Source organism: Streptomyces sp. NPDC004788, assembly GCF_053601115.1.
On sequence record NZ_JBSGBF010000123.1, the window covers coordinates 1 to 20,628 of the forward strand.

A 20,628-nucleotide genomic window follows, 5' to 3' on the forward strand; every position below is an offset into this window, starting at 1 on the left:
GCTCGCGGGGGTGCGCGCCCGGGGGGCCGCCCGGGGGGGCCCCGGCGCCCCCCCGCCCCCCCCCCCCCGCCCGCCTCCTCACCTGGTGAGGAGGCGGCGGACGGGTGTCCGGGGGCGGGCTGGGCATGCGGGCCTCACCCTCCACATCAGGTCATGGCATGATCACGCCTAACTGTCGGCAGGGGGCCGACACTTGGGGGGAGACCACCACCGTGAACATCAAGAAGCGCATCGCCGTCGCGATCGCCCTCGCCTTCACCGCGACCACGCTCGCCGTCGGCGCAGCGGCCGCCCTGACCCAGGGCCCGAAGTACGAGGTCCTGGCCGGCAACGTCAGCAGCTGCCCGTGAGCGGCGACGACCGACAGGACGGGGGTGCGGCCACGATGGTGGACGCGAACAAGAAGGTGGTCCTGGGCTTCTTCGAGGCGATCAGCGAGCGCCGGCTCGCCGACCTGCCCACGTACATGGCGCCCGACGTCATCGACCACAACAAGATCATCCACGGCGAGGCCGACGAGCCGGGCGCGGCCTTCGAGGGCCTGCGCATGCAGGCCGAGGCGTTCGACCCGCTCACGGGCCACGTCGAGGAACTGATCGCCGAGGGCGACCGCGTCGTCGCGCGCGTCACCCAGCGCGGCACGCACAACAACGCGCACGTGCGCATGCCGGAGCCGACCGGCCGCAGCTTCGAGAACGAGGCGATCTGGATCTTCACCCTCCGCGAGGGAAGGATCACCGAGATCCGCGGCGTCAGCGACCGCCTCGGCCTCTTCATCCAGCTCGGCTGGCCCTGGCCGCAGGCGGACTAGGTCCGGCCCGTCCGGCGACCCTGCCCGTCCGACGACCCTGCCCGCGGGCGCCCCGCCGCCGGATCCCGTTCCGGTGGCGCGGCGCCCGACCGGCCACCGCGTCGCCCTCGAAGGGCATGACGCCCGGCGCCTCGGCGCGGGCGGCGCGGCCGGTCCGTATCGCCCGGACCGCGACACCGGCCGGGCGGCCGGCTCTCCGGCGACTTCACGTTCGCTCTCAAAGGGGCGGCAATGGCGCGCAGACGGCTTTGAGTCATGGCATGATCGCGACGAACTGACGGCAGAATGCCGTCACTTGAAGGGGGACCACCATCATGGACATCAAGAAGCGCATCGGCATCGCGATCGCCCTCGCCTTCGCCGCGACCACGCTGGCGTTCGGCACCGCGGCCGCGCTGGACCAGGGCCCGACGTACGTCCTGGCCGGCAACGTCATCAGCTGCCCGTAACCGATGACCGGCACGGACTGGATCGCCGAGCTGGCCCGACTGGAGAGGGGCCACCGTCGTGGCCCCTCCATCCCGCGGGCGTGGCCCCTGCTCGGGGACACCGCGCCGCCCCCGCTGCACGAGGAGGAGGTCGAGGAGGCCGAGGCCCAGCTGGGCATCACCTTCCCGGCCGACTACCGCCACCACCTGTTGTGGGTCAGCGCCGGAGGCAGGGACCTCTACGCCCTCACCCGGGGCCCGCAGGGCTGGGGCTGGTACGGCAACTCCGAGACCAACCACGACCTGCTCACCCACCCGTTCCCGCACCCCGACTCGTACCGCGCCTACGACGACGAGCTGGGCGACCGCGAGCCGCCCCGCGAGGGCCAGGCGGCCTGGGAGATGTGGGACGCCGAGTGCGGCGTGCTCCAGGAGCGGAAGACGGCCGGCGCCGTCTTCCTGCGGGAGGGAGGCTGCGGCTTCCGCTCCCTGCTGGTCGTCACCGGCCCGCACCGCGGCGAGATGTGGTTCGACGCCCGCGCCACCTGCGACCTCCTCCTCCCGATGAGACTCGGCGGCCGCCCCGCGACCTTCGCAGACTGGGCGGGGCGCGGCTTCGCGGACCTGGTGGACTGGTGAGCGCCAGCGCCACCGACGGGCGGCCGGATCGGGGCCGGTGCCGGGCATTCACCGGATGCCATCGGTCCGGTTAGGATCCCGCCAGCCCAACGAGATCGGTCCGCGGGCACGCTCTACTCGGGCGCGTCATCCTGCGGTCCTCACCCCTTGGTTCGGCTGCGTGCGCACGACGCGCCGGAAGGAACAGGCATGTCTCAGGCACCGCAGCTCGGCCCCCTCGAACCGCCCGCCAAGAAGCGGCTCTTCGACGGGATCGCCCCCTGGCAGAAGGCTCTTTCCGCGCTCCCGCTGGCACTGCTCTTCATAGGCGGAGCGATCGGCGGTGCGGTGGGAGCCGCGGGCATGGTGGCCAACGTGAAGATCGCCAAGTCCGCCCTGCCGAACGCCCTCAAGGCCGTGGCCATGCTGGGGGTCACCGTTGTGGTGGCCGTCGTCTTCTTCGTCTGCGCCCGCTTGGTGAACAACGCGCTGAACGGCTGAACCGCGCCGCGGAGTCTGGGCCTCCGCCGTCCGCACGGACGGCGGAGGCCGGGCTGCGGGCGGCGGATCGATCAAGGCACGGCGGCTGCCCCGCGCCTCGGCCACGCCAGGTCGTCGACGGCGAGAAACGGTTCGCCGGCCACGGTCGCCGGGGTCGCCCCCGTGAACGCCCTGACGTCCCGGTGCAGGTGGGACTGGTCGGCGTAGCCGGTGTCGGCGGCGACCCGGGCCGCGCCTTCGCCCGCGACCAGGAGGTGGGCGGCGTGGTCGAAGCGGACCAGGCTCACGGCACGCTTGGGCGGCAGGCCGAGCTGCGACCGGAAGCGGGACCACAGGCGCTTGCGGCTCCAGCCGACCTCGGCCGCGAGGTCGTCGACCCGGGCCAGGCCATGGCTGCCGACGATCCGGTGCCAGACCCGGGCCACCTCCGGGTCCACCGGCGGCCCCGCCTCGTACCGGCGGGCGAGCAGTGCGTCCGTCAACGCGAAACGGTCCTGCCAGGACGGGAGTTCGCCGAGCTGCTCGCGGATCCGTGACGTCTCCCGGTCGCCCCACAGGGCGCCCAGGGAGACGACGGCGCCGTCGAGTTCGGCCGGGGAGACGCCCAGGATCGCGCCCGCGATCACCGGGGACAGGCGCACCTGCACGCACTCGACGTTCTTTCCCCACGCCCGCACCGCGCCGCCGGACCCGAGCCCGGGCCCGGCGACGACGCTTCCCCGCCGCTGCTGCCCGGCGGCGCCGTCGAGGACGGGCGTGCCGGCGCCGAACTCCAGGAGCAGCGTCACGGCCGGGTGCGGGACGATCCGGAGCGCGTCCAGGTCAGGAACACGGAACCCGGCCATGGTGACTCCGGCCACCCGGCTGGGCCGCTGCGGGCACTCGACGCCCCACACCGCCCCACCGCGCGCGAAACTCCGCATGCACCCAAGCTACGTGAGCCCGGGCCGGCGGGGAACATTCGTACAATCCAGCGGCGCGTCCCGGCGGAGACAGTGGGCTCATGACTGCTTCCGACGTCTCTGACGGCTCTTACGTCCCTGATGGCTCGTACGTCCTTGACAGCTCTCACGGCTCTCACGGCCCTCACGGCCCTCACGACGATCCGTACACGAACGGCGACCACGACCTCTACGTGTCCCAGGACGGCCCCCGCGACGCCCCCGCACTCCTCCTCATCCATGGGTCCGCCTCCTCGACCCGCTCCTGGGACCCGATGGTTCCGCTGCTGACCGGGTCCCACCGCGTCATCCGGATCGACCTGCTCGGGCACGGCCGGTCGGCCAAACCGGACGACCGCGGCTACGCGCTCCCGGACCAGGCACGCCGGGTCGGCGCCGCACTGGACCGGCTCGGCGTCGGGCACGCCGTGGTCGTCGGGCATTCGAGCGGCGGCGCGGTCGCCACCGCCCTCGCCGAAGAGCGACCCGAGCTGGTGACCGCGCTCGCGCTCGTCAACACCGGCCCCGGCCTGGGTGCCTTCATCGCACCGGAGTCCGCCGCGATCGACCCCTCGCGGTGGCCGCCGACCGACGAGCAGCTCCGGGCGTTCGCGAGCACGGCGTTCAGCCGTCCGGGCTACCGGATCCCGGACGAACTCCTGGACGAGGTGCGCTGCATGACGTACCACTCGCTCACCGCGACCATGGGGGCCGTCCGCGCCTACCTGGCGGAGCGGGCGCTGCCGGAGCGGCTGACGGCCGTCGGCAAGCCGCTCCTCGTGATCTTCGGGGAGGACGACCGGCGTTGGCGATCCTCGTCCGCCTCCGATTACCACGCTGTTCCGGGCGCGAAGGTCGTGCTGCTGCCCGGGCTCGGGCACTCGCCCCTGCTGGAGGACCCGCCGCGGACCGCCGCCGACCTGCTGGCCTTCACCGCGATCCGCGCCGTACCGGTGGACTGAGTGGAAAGGAGGGGTGCCATGCGGATTCTCGTCTCCGGCGCCAGCATCGCCGGTCCGGTGCTTGCCCACTGGCTCACCAGGTACGGCTTCTCCGTCACCGTCGTCGAGCGCGCCCCGACCCTGCGCAAGACCGGCGGGCACGCGGTCGACCTGTTCCGGCCCGCCATGGACATCTCGGAGCGGATGGGCGTGCTCCCGCGTGTCGAGGAGCTCGCCACCGCCACGAACCGCATGACCGTCCACCGGGAGGGCTCACGGCGTCCCGTCCGGGCCGACCTGTCCAAAATCTTCGGCGCTGCCTCCGACCGGCACGTCGAGATCATGCGCGACGACCTGAGCGAGATCTACTACGAGGCCGCACGCGACGACGTCGAGTACGTCTTCGGCGACTCGATCACCGCGATCTCGCCCGACGGCGAGGTGCGGTTCGAGAACGCGGCGCCGCGCCGCTTCGACCTCGTCGTCGGCGCGGACGGGCTGCACTCCAACGTGCGCCGCCTCGTCTTCGGCGACGAGTCCCGCTTCAGCGCCTTCGCCGGGGCCTATTTCGGGGTGCTGACCGTGCCGAACCTCTCCGGCCTCGACGGCGAGCTCGTCATGCACGTCGGCGTCGGCCGCACCGCCGGCATGTACGGCGCGCGCCACCTCGGCGACGCGCGGGCACTGTTCCTGTTCCGGAGCGAGCGCGAGCTCGACTGCCACCACCGCGACGTGTCCCGGCAGAAGGAACTGCTGCGCGGTGCGTTCGCCGGCCTGCACCCCGACGTGGACCGCTGGCTGGACGAGCTCGGCCGCACCCCGGCGTTCTACTTCGACTCCATCACCCAGCTCCGGATGGACACCTGGTCGCGGGGGAGGGTGACGCTCGTCGGCGACGCGGGGTACTGCCCGGGCCCGGCCGTCGGCGGCAGCACCAGCCTGGCCGTGGTCGGTGGGTACGTCCTCGCCGGGGAGCTGGCACGGGCGGGCGGCGACCACGAGCGCGCCTTCCCCGCCTACGAGCGCGCGATGGCGGAGTACGTACGCGGCAGCCGCGCGGCCGCGCTGAGCGCGGCGAAGACCCTGATCCCCACGTCCCGCCTGGGTGTGTCGGGACTGGCCCAGGGCGCCCGCCTGATCTCCGCCCTGCCCGCGGGCGCCGGCCGCGCTCTCCTCCGCCTCACCACGAAGAGCGCGCGCCTCCACAACGCCGTGGCCGTCGACGACTACGGGTTCCGCCTCCGGATGGAGTGAACGGCCCCGGTGTCAGGCGCCGAAGGGCTCGTCCAGCTCGTACGGGGACACCCACCAGCCGTTGCGGCAGATGCGGCCCTCGGGGTCGTGGTCGCCCTCGGCGTACTCGCCGCTGCCGGTCGTCTCGCCGTTGGGGCCGCGGAAGTAGCTCGTGTAGTAGTAGCGGCAGCCGGCGGCGGCCTTCGCGGCGGGGGAAGCGGGCGCGGCCTGCGCCGTGGGTACGACGGCGAGCGCGGCGGCGGCCGTACAGGCGGCGACGGCGACGAGACGGGTGAACGCCTTCACGGTGGGGCTCCTTCACGGATCGGGTCACGGGTGCTGCGGGGCGGGCCCTTCGCCCGTCCTCGCACCGCCCAGGCTGCCGTCCGCCTGCTCCTCACACTTCGTCCGACCTGCGGGTTTCACTCTCCAGGGGGCGGGCGAACCGATTCGCTGCTCGGCCGATCAGGTGGCGGTGGTGCGGTGGCGGTGGCGGTGGCGGTCCTGGGGTTCGTCCGCGTGCGCCCGACACCCTGGGCACCGCTCAGTCGATGTGCACGATCTGGAACGCCTCCGCCATCCGCCCCGGCGGCAGCCCGCCCGCCCTCGCGTGCTCGCTCAGCCAGTCCCGCAGCAGCCCCGCCAGGTCGTCGAAGTGGGCGGTCTGGGAGGTGTGGATGCGCAGGGCCTCGACCTTGCGGTCGAAGACGGGGGTGACGTCGACGTACTGGTTCGGGGTCGGGCCCGTCATCAGCCACAGCTCGTGGACGATCCAGGGCTCCAGGCCCTCCTGCTTCAGGAGTTCGGGGTGCGCGAAGGGGTTGCGGGCCTCGGGGTATATCGCGCGCAGGCAGGCGTCGCCGACGGCGCGGTGGTCGGGGTGGAGGTCGGCGACGCGGGCCCAGTTGATCTCGGGGGAGGGGATGATCACGCGCTGCGGGCGGACCCGGCGGATGATCCGGCACAGGTCGCGGCGCAGTTCGACGCTCGCCTCGACGAAGCTGTCGGGGTAGCCGAGGAAGACGACGTCGACGACGCCGCTGAGCTTCGCCGAGTGCATCTGCTCGGCGCGGCGCAGGTCCGCCATGGCCTGGCGGGGGAGCATCGGGTCGTAACCGCCGGCGTCGCCGTCCGTGACGATGCAGTACGTGACCTGGGTGCCGCGCTCGATCCACTGCATGACGGTGCCGCTGACGCAGAACTCGATGTCGTCCGGGTGCGCCGCCACCACCAGCAGTGATTCCGGCGCACTGCGGATGGTCGGGTCGATGTCCAAGTCCTCCATGGGGCCAGCCTCTTGGCGCGGCGGGAGCGTCGCAAGGCCAAGTCGTGGCGTGAACCGGACATGGCACTTACGCGCCAGTCAAAAAGTTGGTAGATTCAAATCATTGGGTGCGACATGTGGACAGCGGGCAGTGGCGGCGACCAGTGGCGACTGCCGGATGAGATCCGGAGGCGACCTTCATGTGCAGGATCCTCGGCTCGTTCGCCGCAGGAGCGGACCGACCCGACCCGGCCGAACTCGCCGCGGTCTCGGCCCGGCAGCGGCACGGCGGCCCCGACGAGCACCAGGTGCTCAGCGGCCCCGGCTGGTCGCTCGGCTGCGACCGGCTCGCCGTCACCGACCCGTGCGGCGGCACGCAGCCGTACCGGCTGCCCCACCTCCCCGGCATCCTCGCCGTGCTCAACGGCGAGATCTACAACCACGACGAGCTGCGCCGCCGCCTCGCCGCGCGCGGCCACCGCTTCCCCGACCGGTGCGACGGGACGCTGCTGCCGGCGCTGTACGCGGAGTACGGGCCGGCCTTCGCCGAACACCTCGACGGCATGTTCGCCGTCGCGGTCCTCGACCTGCGCCCGGGCGGGACCGGTGGCGGCGCCCAACTCGTCCTCGCCGTGGACGACATGGGCATGAAGCCCATCCACGTCCACCACGACCCGTACGACGGCTCGACCCGCTTCGCCTCCGAGATCCCGGCGCTGCTGGCGTTCGAGGGGGTGCGGATCTCACCGCGCGAGGACGCGCTCGACACCGTCCTCGCGACCCGTACGAGCTACTCGGCGCACACCGCGCTCGACGGCATCAGTGTTCTGCCGCCGGGTGCGACGGCGCTCGTACGGCCCGGCTGCGCGCCCGTCGTACGACGCCGCACCCCGCACGCGTCCGCCGCCGCGCGGCCCGTCGGGAACACCCAGGACGTGCTGCGGCACGAGGTGCGGCGGCTCGCCACCGCGGACGCACCGGTGTGCGCGATCACCAGCGGCGGGCTCGACTCCGGGCTCGTCACGGCGCTCGCGGCGGAGCACGGGCGGGAGACGGACGCGCCGCCGCTGCACACCTTCCACCTCACGTACCGGGGGAAGTGGCCCGACTCCGAGTCCGCGTACGCCCGTTCGGTCGCGCGCCGGGCGCGGACGGTGCACCACGAGGTGGTGGTCGACCCCGACGAGATCCCGTCGCTGCTGACCCGGACCGTACGGCACCTCGGGCAGCCGAACGCCGACCCGATCGCGCTCTCCACGTACGCGCTCTTCCGCGCCGTCCGGGAGAACGGCTTCACCGTCGCGCTCGCCGGTGACGGGGCGGACGAGCTCTTCGGCGGGTACGACCGGATGCGGGCCGCGTTGACGGCGCCGGCCGGGTTCGACTGGGCCGCCGCCTACGCGGACGCGCTGTCGGCGGCGCCGCGGCTGCTGCGCGAGCACCTGTACACCTCCTCGTACGCGGCGTTCATCGCCGACGAGGGGTCGGCCGCCGACCGCATCGAGCAGGAGCTCAGGTCGGCGGAGGCGGCCGGCACGGACCGCACGACCGCCATGACCGCCTTCGAGACGCGCTGGCGGCTGCCCGCGTACCACCTGCGGCGCGTCGACCACCTCTCCATGGCCTGGGCCGTCGAGGCGCGGCTCCCCTTCTGCCAGCCGTCGGTGGTCACCCACGCCCGCGAGCTGCCGGTGGCGGCGCGGCACGGGAAGCGGGCGCTGTACGAGGCGGGCGCGGAGCTGCTGCCGGCGGCGGTCCTCAACCGGCCGAAGCAGCCCTTCACGCTGCCGATCGCGGCGATGATCGCGCCCGGCGGGCCGCTCCTGGAGACGGTGCGGGAGCTGCTGTCGCCCGCACGCCTCGTACTGGGCGGCAAGGTCCGGGCGGACCGGGTCCAGAAGCTCCTGAGGCGACACCTGGAGCGCCCCAACCAGCACGCGGCGCTGACGCTGTGGGCGCTGGCGGTGCACGAGCTGTGGACGGACGTGGTGCAGGGCATGCGGATCCCGGTGGGCTGTGCGGCCTGAACCACCGGGGGCGTCGCGGTCGTCGCGGGACGGGTACGTCACCGCCACCGTCGTCCGGGCCGACGACGCCCCCGGGCCCACCCTCGTCCTCCGGCTCGACCAGCTGCCGCCCGGCGCCCTCGCACTCTCCGAGGAGCTGGCGCAGTTGCGCCACACCCTCGCGACCCGCACCCCGTACGCCGCCCTCAACAAGATCGCGGTGTACGGGGCTTCGACGCTTCCCGGCCCGCACGGCGCCGACCTCGACTACCGGTTCGTGCAGGCGCTGCCCGGTGGGCGGTTCGACTTCCGGACCGGCTGCGGGCATTCGCTGCTCGCCTGCGTCGTCGCCGACGGGCGGCAAGAGCCCGTCACCGTGCGCGCGGTGACCAGCGGGGACGTCATCCGGTGCATCCCGTACGGGGACTCGTACAGCCTGGACTTCCTGCGCGCGCCCACCGCCCCGGGGACGCTCCCGACCGGTCGCCCGGTCGATCTCGTCGACGGCGTGCCCGTGTCCGTCGTCCGCTACGGCAACCCGTACGTCTTCGTGGACCTGCGCCACCTCCCTCCCGAGGACCCGTACCTCGAACGACGCCTCCTCGACCTGCGCGCCCGCGTCGCCCGCACCCTCGGTCACGCGCCCCACTCACCCCTCCCGAAGATCGCCGCCTTCGCTCCGACGCCCCACGGCGGCATCGCCGTTCGCGCGCTCACCGTCGGTGGCTGGCATCCGCGGCTCGCGCTCACCGGGGCCGCCGCGCTCGGCGCGGCCGGGGCGATCGAGGGGACCGTCGTCCCGGGGCCGGTCACCACCATCGAGACGCCGGGCGGCACGGTCACCACCTCCACCGCCCCGGACCGCGTCCGCGTCCACGACAAGCGGGCCCGCGTCCTCGACCGGATCCGGCTCCCGTGGCGTATCCACGCAACGGCGTGAACGCGCACCGCTGCGGCCGGGCGATCGCCCCGTCTCCTCTGCCACGCTGAAATACGACCGCCAACCGGCATCCGGATCCGCATCCGTGGGGAGAGCAGACACACATGAAATTCGAGAATCTGCGTGTCGTCGTGACCGGGGCGTCCCGCTATTTCGGCCGCGCGCTCGCCGTCGGATTCGCGCATCTCGGGGCGGAGGTCTATGTCTCGGCACGCACCGTCGAGGCCGCGGAGCGGACCCGCTCGGAGGTCATGGGGGCGGCCCGGGACCGTATTCACGCGTTCGGCTGTGACCTGAGCAGGCCCGCCGAGATCCGGGAGTTCGCGGCCCGGGTGGGCGAGCGGACGGACCGGGTGGACCTGCTGGTGAACAACGGGGCACGGTGGCTGGACGGGATGGACCTGGAGGCGGCGAGCGACGACCAGATCGTGGAGACGATCGAGTCGACGGCCGGCGGCACCGTCCTGATGGTGAAGCACTTCCTGCCGCTCCTGCGCCACTCCCTCCGGCCCGACATCGTCAACATGGTCGCCGTCCGCGACGCGGAGGGCGCCTCGGCCGCCGCCGGCGCCGCGCACGAGGCGTTCTGGGCGGCGAAGTCCGCCCAGGCCGGCTTCGCCGACATCCTGTCGCGCCGCCTCCGGCCGTCCGGCGTCCGGGTGTTCTCGCTCTACCCGCCGGACTTCTCCACCTCCGACCCGCGGTTCGCGGAGTGGGACGGTGCGAACCCGGACGGCGTGGCCCCCGACGAGAAGCTGACGACGCAGGCGCTCTTCGAGTGCATCGTGTACGCCGTCGAGCAGCCGCGCGACTGCTTCATCCGCTCCTTCCACTTCGAACCCCGCTGACCCGCAGCCCCCGCTGACCTATTCCGCTGAGCGCACCGCACGACAGCGTCAAGGAGGTCCCATGAACACGCCCGTCTGGATCACCGCGACCCCTCCGGCCACCCACGGCGAACTCCACATCGGCCACCTGGCGGGCCCGTACGTCGCGGCCGACGTCCTGACCCGCTTCCTGCGCGCCGAGGGCGAGCCCGTCCGCTTCACGACCGGCACCGCCGACCACGCGAGCTCGGTCGAGGTCAGAGCGCGGCGCCTGGGCCGCAAGCCGGAGGAGGTCGCCGAGGGCTACCGCGCGGCGATCACCGCGGACTGGCTGCGGTCGGGCGTCGAGTTCGACCACATCGTCAGGCCGCGCAAGGACCGCGGGTACGGGCGCTGGGTGCAGGAGCTGTTCAGCCGCCTGTACGCGCAGGGGGTCGTCGCCCCGCGCACCCGCCTGCTGCCGTACTGCGAGCCGTGCGAGCGCTGGCTGTACGGGGCGCACGTCACCGGCTCGTGCCCGCACTGCGGCGCGCTGAGCGACGGCGGCATGTGCCACGAGTGCGCCCGTCCGAACGACGGCGGCGACCTGATCGCGCCGCGCTGCTCGCTCTGCGACACGCCGGCCGTCGCCAAGCGCTGCCGCCGGCTCTACGTCCCCCTGGAGCCGTTCCGCGACCAGCTGTCCGACTACTGGGCGATCGTCGAACTGCCGCCGCGTCTCGCCGCGTTGTGCGAGTCGCTGGTGGAGGACGGGCTGCCGGACATCGCGGTCGGCCACCCGGCGGAGTGGGGCCTGGAGGTGCCGGTCGAGGGCTTCCCCGACCACCGGATCGACGCCTGCTTCGAGGCGGCGGCGATGCACCTGTTCGGCTACGACACCAAGGGCCCGCTGCCCCGCCGCACGATCCACTTCTGCGGCTTCGGGCACGCCTTCTGCCATGCCGTGCTGCTGCCGGTGCTGCTGCTCGCGCAGGACATCAAGCTGCCGCAGGAGTTCAACGTCAACGAGTCGTACGTGGTGGAGGAGGGCGTCCGCGAGGGCAACGTGTGGGCGCTCGACCTGCTGACGGAGTACGGCTCCGACACCCTGCGCCGGCACGTGCTGCAGACCCGGCCGACCGGCCGCAGGACCGTCCACCAGCGCGACCGGCTCGCCGCCGCGCGCCTGGAGCTCGACGAGAACTGGAACGCCTGGCTCGGCCGGCTCTTCTCGGCCGTCCGCGAGGAGTGCGACGGGCTGGCGCCGCAGGCGATGCCCGGCGGCACCGGCTGGGCGATCCTGGAGCGCCGGCTGCACCGGGGCGTGGACGACCTGCGCGAGGCGTACGGCCCCGACGCCTTCGACCCGCGCCGGGCGGTCGCGGTGCTCGACGAGATGGTCCGCTCGGTCGCCGACTTCGGCTACGTCAACGCGCACGAGCGCTGCCGGCCCACCACCGCCTGCCGTCATCTGCCCGCGCTGGCCGCGCAGTTGGCGGTCGCCTCCGCCCTGTCGGCGTGGGCGCGGCCGGTGATGCCGGAGGGCGCGGACCGGCTGGCGGCGGCGCTCCAGGTGGAGCCGGGCCGCGCCGTCGACTGGTCGGCGCTGATCGCTCCGCTGCCGGGCACCCGGCTCGCGCCGCCGTCCGGCCCGGTCTTCGGCTTCTGAACCGCCGCTCACCCAGCCCCTTACTTCTAAGCCCCTAAGAAGTCGCGTACTTCGCGTGCTCCCCGTACGCGTTTGCGTGCGCGCGCTTCGAGGATTCCCACCGCGATACCCGCTCCACGCAGCCCGGCACCCACCCCTGCCGCGTGACCGCGCGCCACGCGCAGGGACACGTGGCCCACCCCACAGGAGTCCCACGTGTCCCTGCGCGTCGCCATGCTCAGCGTCCACACCTCCCCGCTCCACCAGCCCGGAACCGGGGACGCCGGCGGGATGAACGTCTACATGGTCGAGCTCTCCCACGCCCTCGCCGAACAGGGCGTCGAGGTCGACCTGTTCACCCGCTGCCGCGGCGAGGGCCTGCCCGGCCTCGTCGACCTGGAGCCGGGCGTCCGGGTCCGGCACCTGCACGCGGGCCCGCGCCGGGCGCTGCCCAAGGAGGCCATGCCCGACCTGGTGCTGCCGTTCTCGCTGGCCCTGCTGAAGGAGGACCGGCGCTACGACGTGGTCCACTCGCACTACTGGCTGTCCGGGCAGGCCGGCCGGATCGCCTCCTTCGGCTGGGGCACCCCGCTCGTGCACACCGCGCACACCCTCGCCCTGGTGAAGAACGCCCACCTCGCCGCCGGCGACACGCCCGAGCCCGAGCTGCGGATCCGCGGCGAGCAGCGGATCGCCGCCGACGCCGACCGGCTCATCGCCAACACCGCCGACGAGGCGGAGGCGCTGCGCACGTTGTACGGGGCGGAGCCGCCGCGCACCGAGGTCGTCCGGCCCGGGGTGTCGCTGCGCACCTTCTCGCCGGGCGAGGGAAGGGCGGCGGCGCGCGCCCGGCTCGGGCTGCCGGCGGACGCCTTCATCCCGTTGTACGCGGGACGGATCCAGCCCCTGAAGGGCCCGGACGTGCTCGTCCGGGCGGTCGCCGAGCTGCTGCGGATGGCGCCGGAGCTGCGCGGGCGGCTGCTCGTGCCGGTGATCGGCGGGCACTCGGGCGCGACCCGGGAGGGCACGGCCTGGCAACTGGCCGCGGAGCTCGCGGTGACGGACGTGCTGAGGCCGTGCCCGCCGGTGCCGCAGGAGCGGCTCGCCGACTGGTACCGGGCGGCGGACGTGCTGGTGGTGCCCTCGCGCTCGGAGTCGTTCGGCCTGGTGGCGGTGGAGGCGCAGGCGTGCGGCACGCCGGTGCTCGCGGCGGCGGTCGGCGGGCTGCCGACGGCGGTGCGGGACGGGGTGACGGGGCTCCTCGTGCAGGGTCACGATCCGGTGGAGTACGCCCGCAGGCTGCTGTGGCTGGCCCGGCACCCGGAGGCGCGGGTCTCGATGGGGGAGGCGGCGGTCCGGCACGCGCGGGGGATGAGCTGGCGGGCTTCCGCGACGCGGACGATCGACGTGTACGAGGACGCGCTGGCGAGTCGGGCAGGCGCACGGGTGGGGCAAGGGCGGCGGCACGCCCCTGCCCCGGCGGCCTCTCTCTCCTGGAGGAACGAGAAGGCCGTAGCACGAGTCTAGCACCTCTTTTGGTTCGACCAAAGGTTAGAGACAGCCTGGATCGGACAATTCCGTTCCAGTGGCGGCGGATTGACGCACACACGCCATGGCAGGTCCACGCATCGACAATCTATGGATTCACTCCAGGGGCCCGGACAGAATAGAGATGTCTTCAGGGAACAGCCCGGCGGCACGGGCCCCCGAAAGAAGACGGAATCGATATTCCAACTCCTGGAGGAATCATGTCCGCTGAGCAGAACTCCGGAATTCGCCGGGCGGTGCGCCAGCTCGCCCTCGCGCTCGTGGCCTGTCTGGCCGTCGCAGGTGGCGCGGCCGTGGCCGCCGCCCCGGACAAGGAGCCGGCGCAGCTGGAGCAGCACGCGGGTACGGCCGTCGACTGGCCGGGTCCGGCCCCGACGGCCTCGCCGACCACCAACTGACCCCCGGTACGGCGCATTTGATCCCAGAAGAAAGTCCCCGTAATCGCTGCCACGATGACGGGGACTTTCTTTTCGTCATTGTCCGGAGCGGGCGCCGGGCACCGCTCAGTCGATCCATCCCAGGCGTACCGCGCGCACTCCCGCCTCGAACCGGCTCGTCGCGCCCAATTCCTGCATCAGCTCCGAGAGCATCCGGCTCACCGTGCGCAGCGAGACCCCCAGGTTCCGGGCGATCTTCTCGTCCTTCATGCCGCCCGCGAGCATCTGCAGCGCGGCCCGCTGCTGTTCCGAGAGGCCGTCGCCGCCGCGTTCGGGCGCGATGTCGTCCCCGAACGGCGAGGCCGTGTGCCAGCAGTGCTCGTACAGGCTCAGGAACGAGCGGACCAGGAGCGGGCCGCTGGCCAGGATGGCGCCCTCGGCCGGCGCCTCCGGGCGCAGCGGGACCAGGGCGTACTGCTCGTCCACGATGACCATGGTCATGGGGAGTTCGGGCGCGATGCGGACCTCCACGCCCAGTTCGGCGCGGCGGTTCAGGACCTCGGCGGCCTCCGGCCGGGCGGCGTCCCGGTTGCGGTAGATGGCGCGGATCCGCACGCCCTGGTCCAGCTTCCGGCGGTCGCGCTCGAAGATCCGCTCCGGCACCTGCTTGGCGGGTCCCGTCGGGTACATCGAGCAGGAGGTCTCCTGGGTGACGTCGACGATGTCCTCCAGGGCCTGCTGGATGCGCCGGTAGTCGGTGATCGCCTCCACCGCGATCTGGGAGCTCGTGAGCGAACCGGGCCGCAGGAAGGTGCCGGCCAGCGTCTCCAGGGTGCTGTACGCCTGGTCGGCCTCGGCCAGGTACTCGCGCAGCAGGGCCCGCTCGCGGTCCAGGATCCGCAGCAGCGCGATCTCGGGGTCGACGGAGGCGACCGCGTCCGCCTCCGGCCGCCAGCCGGCCTTGCTCAGGTCGGCGCTGGAGGCGTGGGTGCTGGTGGTGGGCACGATCAGACCGAGGGTGATCAGTTCGGCCCGACATCGCTCGTGCTCTTCCGGCCGGAGACCTAACTCGGCCGCCACCTCGGGGAAGTTCGAGACGCCTCTCCTGCGCAGCTCCTGGTAGAGGGCCACCAGCTGACCATGGATCCGGCCGTCCCCCGTCACGCCACCCGCCGTACTCATGGCCAGGCTCCCCCTTCTCCTCGTACTCGACCCGCTCCCCGCGCCTGCTCGCCGTGCGTGATCCACGTGTTCCACGTACGGGCTCCCCGCACAAGTTCCCGGCGCGAGGAGTCGGTTCGCGTCCTAGGTCGCCTGCTCGTACGACTCGCCGTCGAGCAGCCCGAGCCGGGCCGCCTTCACGCCGGCCTCGAAGCGGCTGGCGGCGTCCAGTTCGTGCATGACCTCGGAGATCAGCCGGCTGACCGTGCGCAGGGAGACGCCGAGGTTGCGGGCCACCTGTTCGTCCTTCACCCCGGAGGCGAGCATGCGCAGCGCGGCCCGCTGCTGCTCGGTGAGGCCGTCGCCGCCGTTCTCGGCGGACTCCTCGTGGCCGTACGGGGTGGCCCCGGACCAGCAGTACTCGTACAGCGCCCGGTAGGAGCGCACCAGGCCCGGGCCGCGGGCCAGGATCGTGGCGGAGTCCGGGTCGCGCGGGTCGGTCGGCAGCAGCGCGAAGTTCTCGTCGGCGAGGACCATGTTCATCGGGACGACGGGGGAGAGCCGGATCTCCACGCCGAGCGCGCTCCGCTCGGCCAGGTGCTGCACCATCTCGGGCACCTGCCCGACCCGGTGGCTGTACATGGCCTGGACGGAGACCCCGCGTTCGATGCGGTCGCGGTCCCGGTCCAGTTCGAGGGCCGTCTCCTCGCGCCGTACGGAGCCGGTCAGCATCGACTGGAAGGTGCCGCGCACGGAGTGCGTCAGGTCCGCCAGCTCGCGCCGGATGCGGGCCGGGTCGTCGACGATCTCGACCTCGACCTCGGAGCCCGGCTCCATGCCGGCCCGCAGGAACGGTCCGGCGAGGGTTTCGAGCGCGGTGTGGGCCCGGCTGGTCTCGGCCAGCCGGTGCTCCAGGCGGTCGCGTTCGTGCTGGAGGAGACGGAGGAGGGCGACATCGGGGGCGACGACGGAATCCGCGGCGTCGGCGGCGTCCGTGGTCGCGGGGGCCGGCTCGACCAGACCGAGGGAGACCAATTCCTGCCGGCAGCGGTCCCGTTCGGCGCCGGTCAGTTCGATCCGCTCGGCGACCCTGTCGAAGGGCTCGCCCGGGGCGCTGCGGAGTTCCTGGTAGAGGGCGAGGGCCTGCTCACTTCCCGTACGCGCTCCGACGGCGTTTTTGGACACGGCGCAGCAGACTCCCCTCGGATCGCGCGGATCCTGTTGAAACGCCCCGCTAGACCCTGCCACAAATTCGAACGCGTCGCACGGTGTTCACGTTCTTTCAGCGCGCGGTGGGCTCTTCGTCGCAGTCGGGGCAAAGGCCCTTGAAGACCACCTCGGCGTCGCTCACGCGCCACTTCGGCAGACTGCCGGCGGGCGGGGCGGGGGCGGTCGCGGACACGTTCTCCACGCGGCCGCAGTGCAGGCACAGGGCGTGCTGGTGGGGCGGGCCGGCGATCTCGAAGACGGCCGGCAGGCCGGGCCGGTCGAACTTGCTGACCAGGCCGGTCTCCTGGAAGTGCCGCAGCATCTCGTAGACGGCCTGGCTGGTGAGCGTGCCGAGCCGCTCGCGGGCGGTGGCGGTGATCGCCTCGACGTCGAGATGGCCGCCGGCGGCGAGCACCGTGAGCACTTCAAGGCGCGGACCGGTGACCCGCAGGCCGACGTCACGCAGGCGCTGGATCACCGCCTCGCGGCCCGTCAGCTCTTCCACGACTGCCATCTTCTCCGCCCGCCACCCGCCACCTGGTCGGCCCAAACTTTTGTGGGCATCGTACCTCTTGGCCGTCCCGGCCGTCAGGGGACCGTGCCGGCCGTCTCAGTCGTCCGTCCGGCATACGAGCAGCACGCTCTCGGTCCGCTCGTCGATCCGGTGCCGGCGGCGGCCCTCGATGTGCAGGCCCGCGGAGTGCAGCTCGGCCGCCAGCAGCTCGCCGTCCACGATCCACTTGTCGGTGGTGAGCACCACCCGCTCCGTGGAGAGCTTGCCGGTGCGGGTCGTGCAGTACGTGATCCGCTCGCTCATCGAGCGCAGGTCGAAGTCCTGCCGGGCGACCACCCACTCGTCGAGACCGTCGAACCGCGGCACCTGGAACGCCCAGGTCCGCTGCGGCTCGGCGACCAGCCCCGGCATCAGGTGCGAGGTGTAGTCGAGCGCCAGCGCTCCGCCCGCCCCCAGGTGCGAGGCGATCTCGCGCAGCAGCCGGGGCCGCGCCTGCGGCGGTACGGCGGAGACCATGGCGCCCGCGAGCAGCGCGAGCCGGTAGTCGCCGTCGAGCCGCAACTCGGTGAGGTCGGCCCGGGTGGTCACGATCAGCCCGGCGACCTGCGGACCGATTCGCCGGGCCCAGTTCTCGAGGCGTTCCAGGGCGGGGCCGTCCCGGTCCACGGCCTCCACGGCGAAGCCGTGCCGGGCGAAGGGGACGGCGAGCCGTCCGGCGCCGGAGCCGAGATCGAGAACGGGGCCGCCGGTGGACCGGGCGAGAGAGAGGTACCGGACGATGTCGGCGCTGTGCGGGCCGAGGAGCGCGTCGTGCAGCCAGACCGAGTCCTCGTCGCCGGGCGAGACCGTTTCGAGTCCGGGAAGGGAGTCGGACGTGAGCCGGATGCCGGCGCCGGGGGCGGGCGGTTCGAGGAGGCCGGGGAACTCCGGCCGGTGGGGGTGGTGGGGCTGGTGCGGCCCTCGTGGGTGGGCCCGCTCGTATCGGGACGGCAGGACCGGCGCGAGCGCTGCGGGCACGACGGGCAGGGAAGTGCCGCTCGGTGTGTGCATCGCTCCTCCAGGGGCTCGCCGGTCCGTGCCGTCCGAGGGCGAGGAGCCCGTGCCGCCGGGTCCGCGCCGCTGTGCTCCATCCTGACCTGCGGCGGATGGCCGATTCCAGCGGATCCGGGGGCGTGAACACGCGATGGCGTGTGTCTGCCACGCCCGGGTGTTCGGGGGAGGGACGTGCGAGGAGGAGTCGCGGGACGCGGCGCGGAAGAGGCTGCTCGGAGGGGCCGCTCGGAAGGGGCCGCTCGGAGGGGGCAGCTCAGGGGAGGAAGCTCAGGGGAGGAGGTTCGGAGGGGGCGGTTCAGAGGGGGCGGTTCAGCCGGGTTCCGGCCCTCCGGGCCGACGCGGCCGTCCCGGCCGTCGGTGCGAGCGGGGCGAGCGGGGCGAAGCCCATGTGCTCGTAGAACGACAGCGACGGGTCCCGGTCCGCCGGCAGCGTCACCCGCTGCTCGGTCGCGCCGAACGCCCGCATCCGCCTGCTCGCCGCTTCGAGCAGCGCCGATCCGACGCCGCCGCGCCGCGAGTCCGGGCACACCGCGAGCGCGTACAGCTCTCCCTCGCCCGGTACGGGCACGCCGCCCGCGGCCACGCCGATCAGGGCGCCGTCCGGGCCGGTGGCGACCAGCCAGCCGAGCCAGCCGGGGGCGCCACCGGGAATTTCAATTTCCGCGCGGATACGGGGAAGTGCGCATTGCATGGAGACGAGACGTCGGGTGGGGATTTCGCCGAGTATTTCCGAATAGCTGCCTCGAATGGCTTCAGCCAGCAGCCTGGATATCGTCGTCGCGTCCGCGGCTTCCGCCGCCCGCACGTCAGCCAGCTGCATTGGTCCGTACCCTTCGACGTGTCGAGCTGAACGCCAACATACCCACAATAGCCGGGAATTCAGACGAGCGTGACCGACATGAAATCTACGAATTCTCTTAGTATTAATTCGGGAACGAGCAGCAGGCGATGATCAGTGGCGCCGCCGCGAGGCCGGCCGCCGCGATCGTGAGCAGTCCGCGCAGCACCGGATGTCCGGCGGCCTGCGGAGTGAGGATGCGCCGCATGCGGAGCGCCGCCGAAGGACCGCCCGCCGCGAACGCCTGGCGCGGTGCCTTTCCGGAGGCCAGTGCGTAGAGCGCGGTGGCGAGCGCGTCGCGCGAACACCGGCGCAACGCCCGGTCGTCCGCGGCCATTTCGAGCAGCAGCGGTACCGCGGCGCCGCCGTGCCGGGCGAGCGGGAGGTGCGGGAAGACACCGGCGAACGACTCCGTCGCCGCGACGAGCAGATGGTGCCGCCCGGAGATGTGCGCCCGCTCGTGCGCGAGCGCCGCGTCCAGTTGCGGGGAGGTGAGCGTGCTGAGCGCGCCGGAGGAGACCACGACCCGGCGCGAACTGCCCGGCAGGCAGTAGACGACCGGCCGTTCGTGGTCCAGGACGGTGGCGCCGAGCGATGCGTCGTACCGCCCGACGAGCCGCAGGGTCGCGGCATGACGACGCCGGCTCCGCCGGGCCCTGAGCAGGGCGCGGGCGAAGCCGGCGACGGGGGCGGCGAGCACGGCGACGGCGACGGCGAAGGCCGCCCACTCGCGCTCCGACAGGTGCGACCACTCCTCGTAGGGCGGCATGTCGAGCGCGAACAGGGCGTCGCTCAGCCGGTGGCCGGTCCGGCTCGGCAGGACCAGCTGGGCGGAGAGGAGGGCCGCCGAGCCGGCGAACAGCGCCCCGCTCGCCGCCCACACCGTGAGCGCGAGCCGTGGCACCTGCTGGGCCCAGCGGGCCCGGACGAGCAGCCAGGGCACCAGGAAGCCGGTACAGAGGATGATCCCGAGCGGGGGGAGGGCGTGGTGGTTCACCGGGCCCCGCCGACTTCGCCGTCCTCGGCGCCGGGTGCGCGCCGGGCGGTGCGCAGGGCCGCGTCGAGGGCCGCCATGTCCTCGTCGGAGATGGTCTCCACGAAGCGCAGCAGCGCGGCGGGCCGGTCCTGGCTGTCGCCGAGCGCGTCCTGCATGAGCCCGGCGGTGTACTCCTCGCGGCTGCGCACCGGTTCGTACAGCCAGGCGCGCCCCGATTTCTCCCGGCGCAGCCAGCCCTTGCGGTGGAGTATGTCGGCGACGGTCATCACCGTCGTGTACGCGACCGGGCGTCCCCGGTTGATGTCGTCGACGACCTCGCGGACCGTCGCGGGCCGCTGCCAGGCCCACAGCCGGTCCATGATCTCGGCCTCCAGCTCTCCCAGCCGGCGCACGTGCATCCCCTCCCCGCTCACGGGCGGCTCATCGTACGGGCCGCCGATCCTGCTCAGGTATACCCCCCAGGGGTACGATGCCAGGATGACGACCTCAATGGCGAACCGCCCCTGCGCGAAGGTCTGCGTCCCCGGCCTGCCCGGTTCGATGGAACTGGTGCTCCTCCGTCAGGTGCTCGGCCTGTGTTTTCGGCTGAGCGTCCGGCTGACCGCGGACTGCCCTTCGCACAAGGGCGGCTGATTCCCTGTTCAGTTGTCTTCGACGCGAGTCCGTCAGATCCGGTTCTGATCGGCTTTCGGGGCCGGGCCGAAAGGCCCGGGCCCCGAAAAACTTTCGACAGGTACGTATAACGAGGCCGATCGCATTGGACGCCACACCGACCTTTACCTAGGCCTGGTCTC

The 20,628-nt window shown here is 72.9% G+C and carries 24 protein-coding genes; 14 read left to right on the forward strand and 10 right to left on the reverse strand.

Annotated features, from left to right (window positions below; genetic code table 11):
• The first annotated feature begins 212 nt into the window (after positions 1–212).
• From ACWEJX_RS33800 to ACWEJX_RS33820, 5 genes are all read left to right on the forward strand, one after another.
• Entirely contained in the window at positions 213–350 is a 138-nt protein-coding gene (locus ACWEJX_RS33800) for a hypothetical protein (protein WP_451611238.1), read from the forward strand.
• Positions 347–811: an ester cyclase gene (locus ACWEJX_RS33805; RefSeq protein ID WP_451611239.1), complete on the forward strand. Its 465-nt coding sequence runs from the start codon at positions 347–349 to the stop codon at positions 809–811. Before ACWEJX_RS33800 ends, ACWEJX_RS33805 begins: the two co-directional genes overlap by 4 nt.
• Positions 812–1,125: 314 nt before the next feature.
• Positions 1,126–1,260 (forward strand): hypothetical protein, encoded by a 135-nt coding sequence (locus tag ACWEJX_RS33810; RefSeq protein ID WP_451611240.1) that lies wholly within the window; start codon positions 1,126–1,128, stop codon positions 1,258–1,260.
• 3 nt (positions 1,261–1,263) lie between these two features.
• Positions 1,264–1,878, forward strand: coding sequence for an SMI1/KNR4 family protein (locus ACWEJX_RS33815; protein WP_451611241.1), 615 nt, complete (start codon positions 1,264–1,266; stop codon positions 1,876–1,878).
• Positions 1,879–2,067: 189 nt separating this feature from the next.
• Entirely contained in the window at positions 2,068–2,358 is a 291-nt protein-coding gene (locus tag ACWEJX_RS33820; RefSeq protein ID WP_451611242.1) for a hypothetical protein, read from the forward strand.
• A 71-nt stretch (positions 2,359–2,429) separates the two neighbouring features.
• Here the strand turns inward: ACWEJX_RS33820 and ACWEJX_RS33825 are convergent, their stop codons facing one another.
• The gene (locus ACWEJX_RS33825) at positions 2,430–3,281 is read right to left on the reverse strand and encodes a helix-turn-helix domain-containing protein (RefSeq protein ID WP_451611243.1); all 852 of its coding nucleotides are present in this window, start codon (positions 3,279–3,281) and stop codon (positions 2,430–2,432) included.
• Positions 3,282–3,493: 212 nt separating this feature from the next.
• Here ACWEJX_RS33825 and ACWEJX_RS33830 point away from each other — a divergent pair, with 212 nt between their 5' ends.
• On the forward strand, positions 3,494–4,261 hold the full coding sequence (locus ACWEJX_RS33830; protein WP_451611244.1) for an alpha/beta fold hydrolase: 768 nt from the start codon (positions 3,494–3,496) through the stop codon (positions 4,259–4,261).
• Positions 4,262–4,279: 18 nt separating this feature from the next.
• The gene (locus tag ACWEJX_RS33835) at positions 4,280–5,494 is read left to right on the forward strand and encodes an FAD-dependent monooxygenase (protein WP_451611245.1); all 1,215 of its coding nucleotides are present in this window, start codon (positions 4,280–4,282) and stop codon (positions 5,492–5,494) included.
• Between the two features lie 12 nt (positions 5,495–5,506).
• Here ACWEJX_RS33835 and ACWEJX_RS33840 read toward each other — a convergent pair whose 3' ends face one another.
• Both ACWEJX_RS33840 and ACWEJX_RS33845 read right to left on the reverse strand, forming a co-directional pair.
• Positions 5,507–5,779, reverse strand: coding sequence for a hypothetical protein (locus ACWEJX_RS33840; RefSeq protein WP_451611246.1), 273 nt, complete (start codon positions 5,777–5,779; stop codon positions 5,507–5,509).
• Between the two features lie 238 nt (positions 5,780–6,017).
• A complete protein-coding gene (locus tag ACWEJX_RS33845; RefSeq protein WP_451611247.1) occupies positions 6,018–6,758 on the reverse strand; it encodes a PIG-L deacetylase family protein in 741 nt (246 codons plus the stop codon).
• A 179-nt stretch (positions 6,759–6,937) separates the two neighbouring features.
• On the opposite strand from ACWEJX_RS33845, the gene asnB reads away from it, so the two are divergent.
• From asnB to ACWEJX_RS33875, 6 genes are all read left to right on the forward strand, one after another.
• Positions 6,938–8,764, forward strand: coding sequence for an asparagine synthase (glutamine-hydrolyzing) (gene asnB, locus ACWEJX_RS33850; protein ID WP_451611248.1), 1,827 nt, complete (start codon positions 6,938–6,940; stop codon positions 8,762–8,764).
• Positions 8,754–9,683, forward strand: a complete 930-nt coding sequence (locus ACWEJX_RS33855; RefSeq protein WP_451611249.1) for a hypothetical protein — start codon at positions 8,754–8,756, stop codon at positions 9,681–9,683. The genes asnB and ACWEJX_RS33855 overlap by 11 nt, the downstream gene beginning before the upstream one ends.
• A 104-nt stretch (positions 9,684–9,787) precedes the next feature.
• Positions 9,788–10,531 (forward strand): SDR family oxidoreductase, encoded by a 744-nt coding sequence (locus ACWEJX_RS33860; protein ID WP_451611250.1) that lies wholly within the window; start codon positions 9,788–9,790, stop codon positions 10,529–10,531.
• 61 nt (positions 10,532–10,592) lie between these two features.
• The gene (locus ACWEJX_RS33865) at positions 10,593–12,158 is read left to right on the forward strand and encodes a class I tRNA ligase family protein (protein WP_451611251.1); all 1,566 of its coding nucleotides are present in this window, start codon (positions 10,593–10,595) and stop codon (positions 12,156–12,158) included.
• 213 nt (positions 12,159–12,371) lie between these two features.
• Positions 12,372–13,664, forward strand: coding sequence for a D-inositol-3-phosphate glycosyltransferase (mshA, locus tag ACWEJX_RS33870; protein ID WP_451611259.1), 1,293 nt, complete (start codon positions 12,372–12,374; stop codon positions 13,662–13,664).
• 221 nt (positions 13,665–13,885) lie between these two features.
• Positions 13,886–14,083: a hypothetical protein gene (locus ACWEJX_RS33875; RefSeq protein ID WP_403799511.1), complete on the forward strand. Its 198-nt coding sequence runs from the start codon at positions 13,886–13,888 to the stop codon at positions 14,081–14,083.
• 105 nt (positions 14,084–14,188) lie between these two features.
• Here ACWEJX_RS33875 and ACWEJX_RS33880 read toward each other — a convergent pair whose 3' ends face one another.
• The 7 genes from ACWEJX_RS33880 to ACWEJX_RS33910 all read right to left on the reverse strand — a co-directional run bounded on the left by ACWEJX_RS33880 (position 14,189) and on the right by ACWEJX_RS33910 (position 20,226).
• A complete protein-coding gene (locus ACWEJX_RS33880) occupies positions 14,189–15,244 on the reverse strand; it encodes a LuxR C-terminal-related transcriptional regulator (protein ID WP_451611252.1) in 1,056 nt (351 codons plus the stop codon).
• Positions 15,245–15,367: 123 nt separating this feature from the next.
• A complete protein-coding gene (locus tag ACWEJX_RS33885; protein ID WP_451611253.1) occupies positions 15,368–16,408 on the reverse strand; it encodes a response regulator transcription factor in 1,041 nt (346 codons plus the stop codon).
• Positions 16,409–16,505: 97 nt separating this feature from the next.
• Complete coding sequence (locus tag ACWEJX_RS33890) at positions 16,506–16,937, reverse strand: Fur family transcriptional regulator (RefSeq protein ID WP_451611254.1); 432 nt, start codon at positions 16,935–16,937, stop codon at positions 16,506–16,508.
• A 105-nt stretch (positions 16,938–17,042) separates the two neighbouring features.
• The gene (locus tag ACWEJX_RS33895) at positions 17,043–17,996 is read right to left on the reverse strand and encodes an SAM-dependent methyltransferase (RefSeq protein ID WP_451611255.1); all 954 of its coding nucleotides are present in this window, start codon (positions 17,994–17,996) and stop codon (positions 17,043–17,045) included.
• A gap of 298 nt (positions 17,997–18,294) precedes the next feature.
• On the reverse strand, positions 18,295–18,819 hold the full coding sequence (locus ACWEJX_RS33900) for a GNAT family N-acetyltransferase (RefSeq protein ID WP_451611256.1): 525 nt from the start codon (positions 18,817–18,819) through the stop codon (positions 18,295–18,297).
• Positions 18,820–18,922: 103 nt separating this feature from the next.
• On the reverse strand, positions 18,923–19,834 hold the full coding sequence (locus ACWEJX_RS33905) for a M56 family metallopeptidase (protein WP_451611257.1): 912 nt from the start codon (positions 19,832–19,834) through the stop codon (positions 18,923–18,925).
• Positions 19,831–20,226 (reverse strand): BlaI/MecI/CopY family transcriptional regulator, encoded by a 396-nt coding sequence (locus ACWEJX_RS33910; RefSeq protein WP_451611260.1) that lies wholly within the window; start codon positions 20,224–20,226, stop codon positions 19,831–19,833. The genes ACWEJX_RS33905 and ACWEJX_RS33910 overlap by 4 nt, the downstream gene beginning before the upstream one ends.
• An 85-nt stretch (positions 20,227–20,311) precedes the next feature.
• On the opposite strand from ACWEJX_RS33910, the gene ACWEJX_RS33915 reads away from it, so the two are divergent.
• Positions 20,312–20,467: a hypothetical protein gene (locus tag ACWEJX_RS33915; protein ID WP_451611258.1), complete on the forward strand. Its 156-nt coding sequence runs from the start codon at positions 20,312–20,314 to the stop codon at positions 20,465–20,467.
• Positions 20,468–20,628 lie beyond the last annotated feature (161 nt).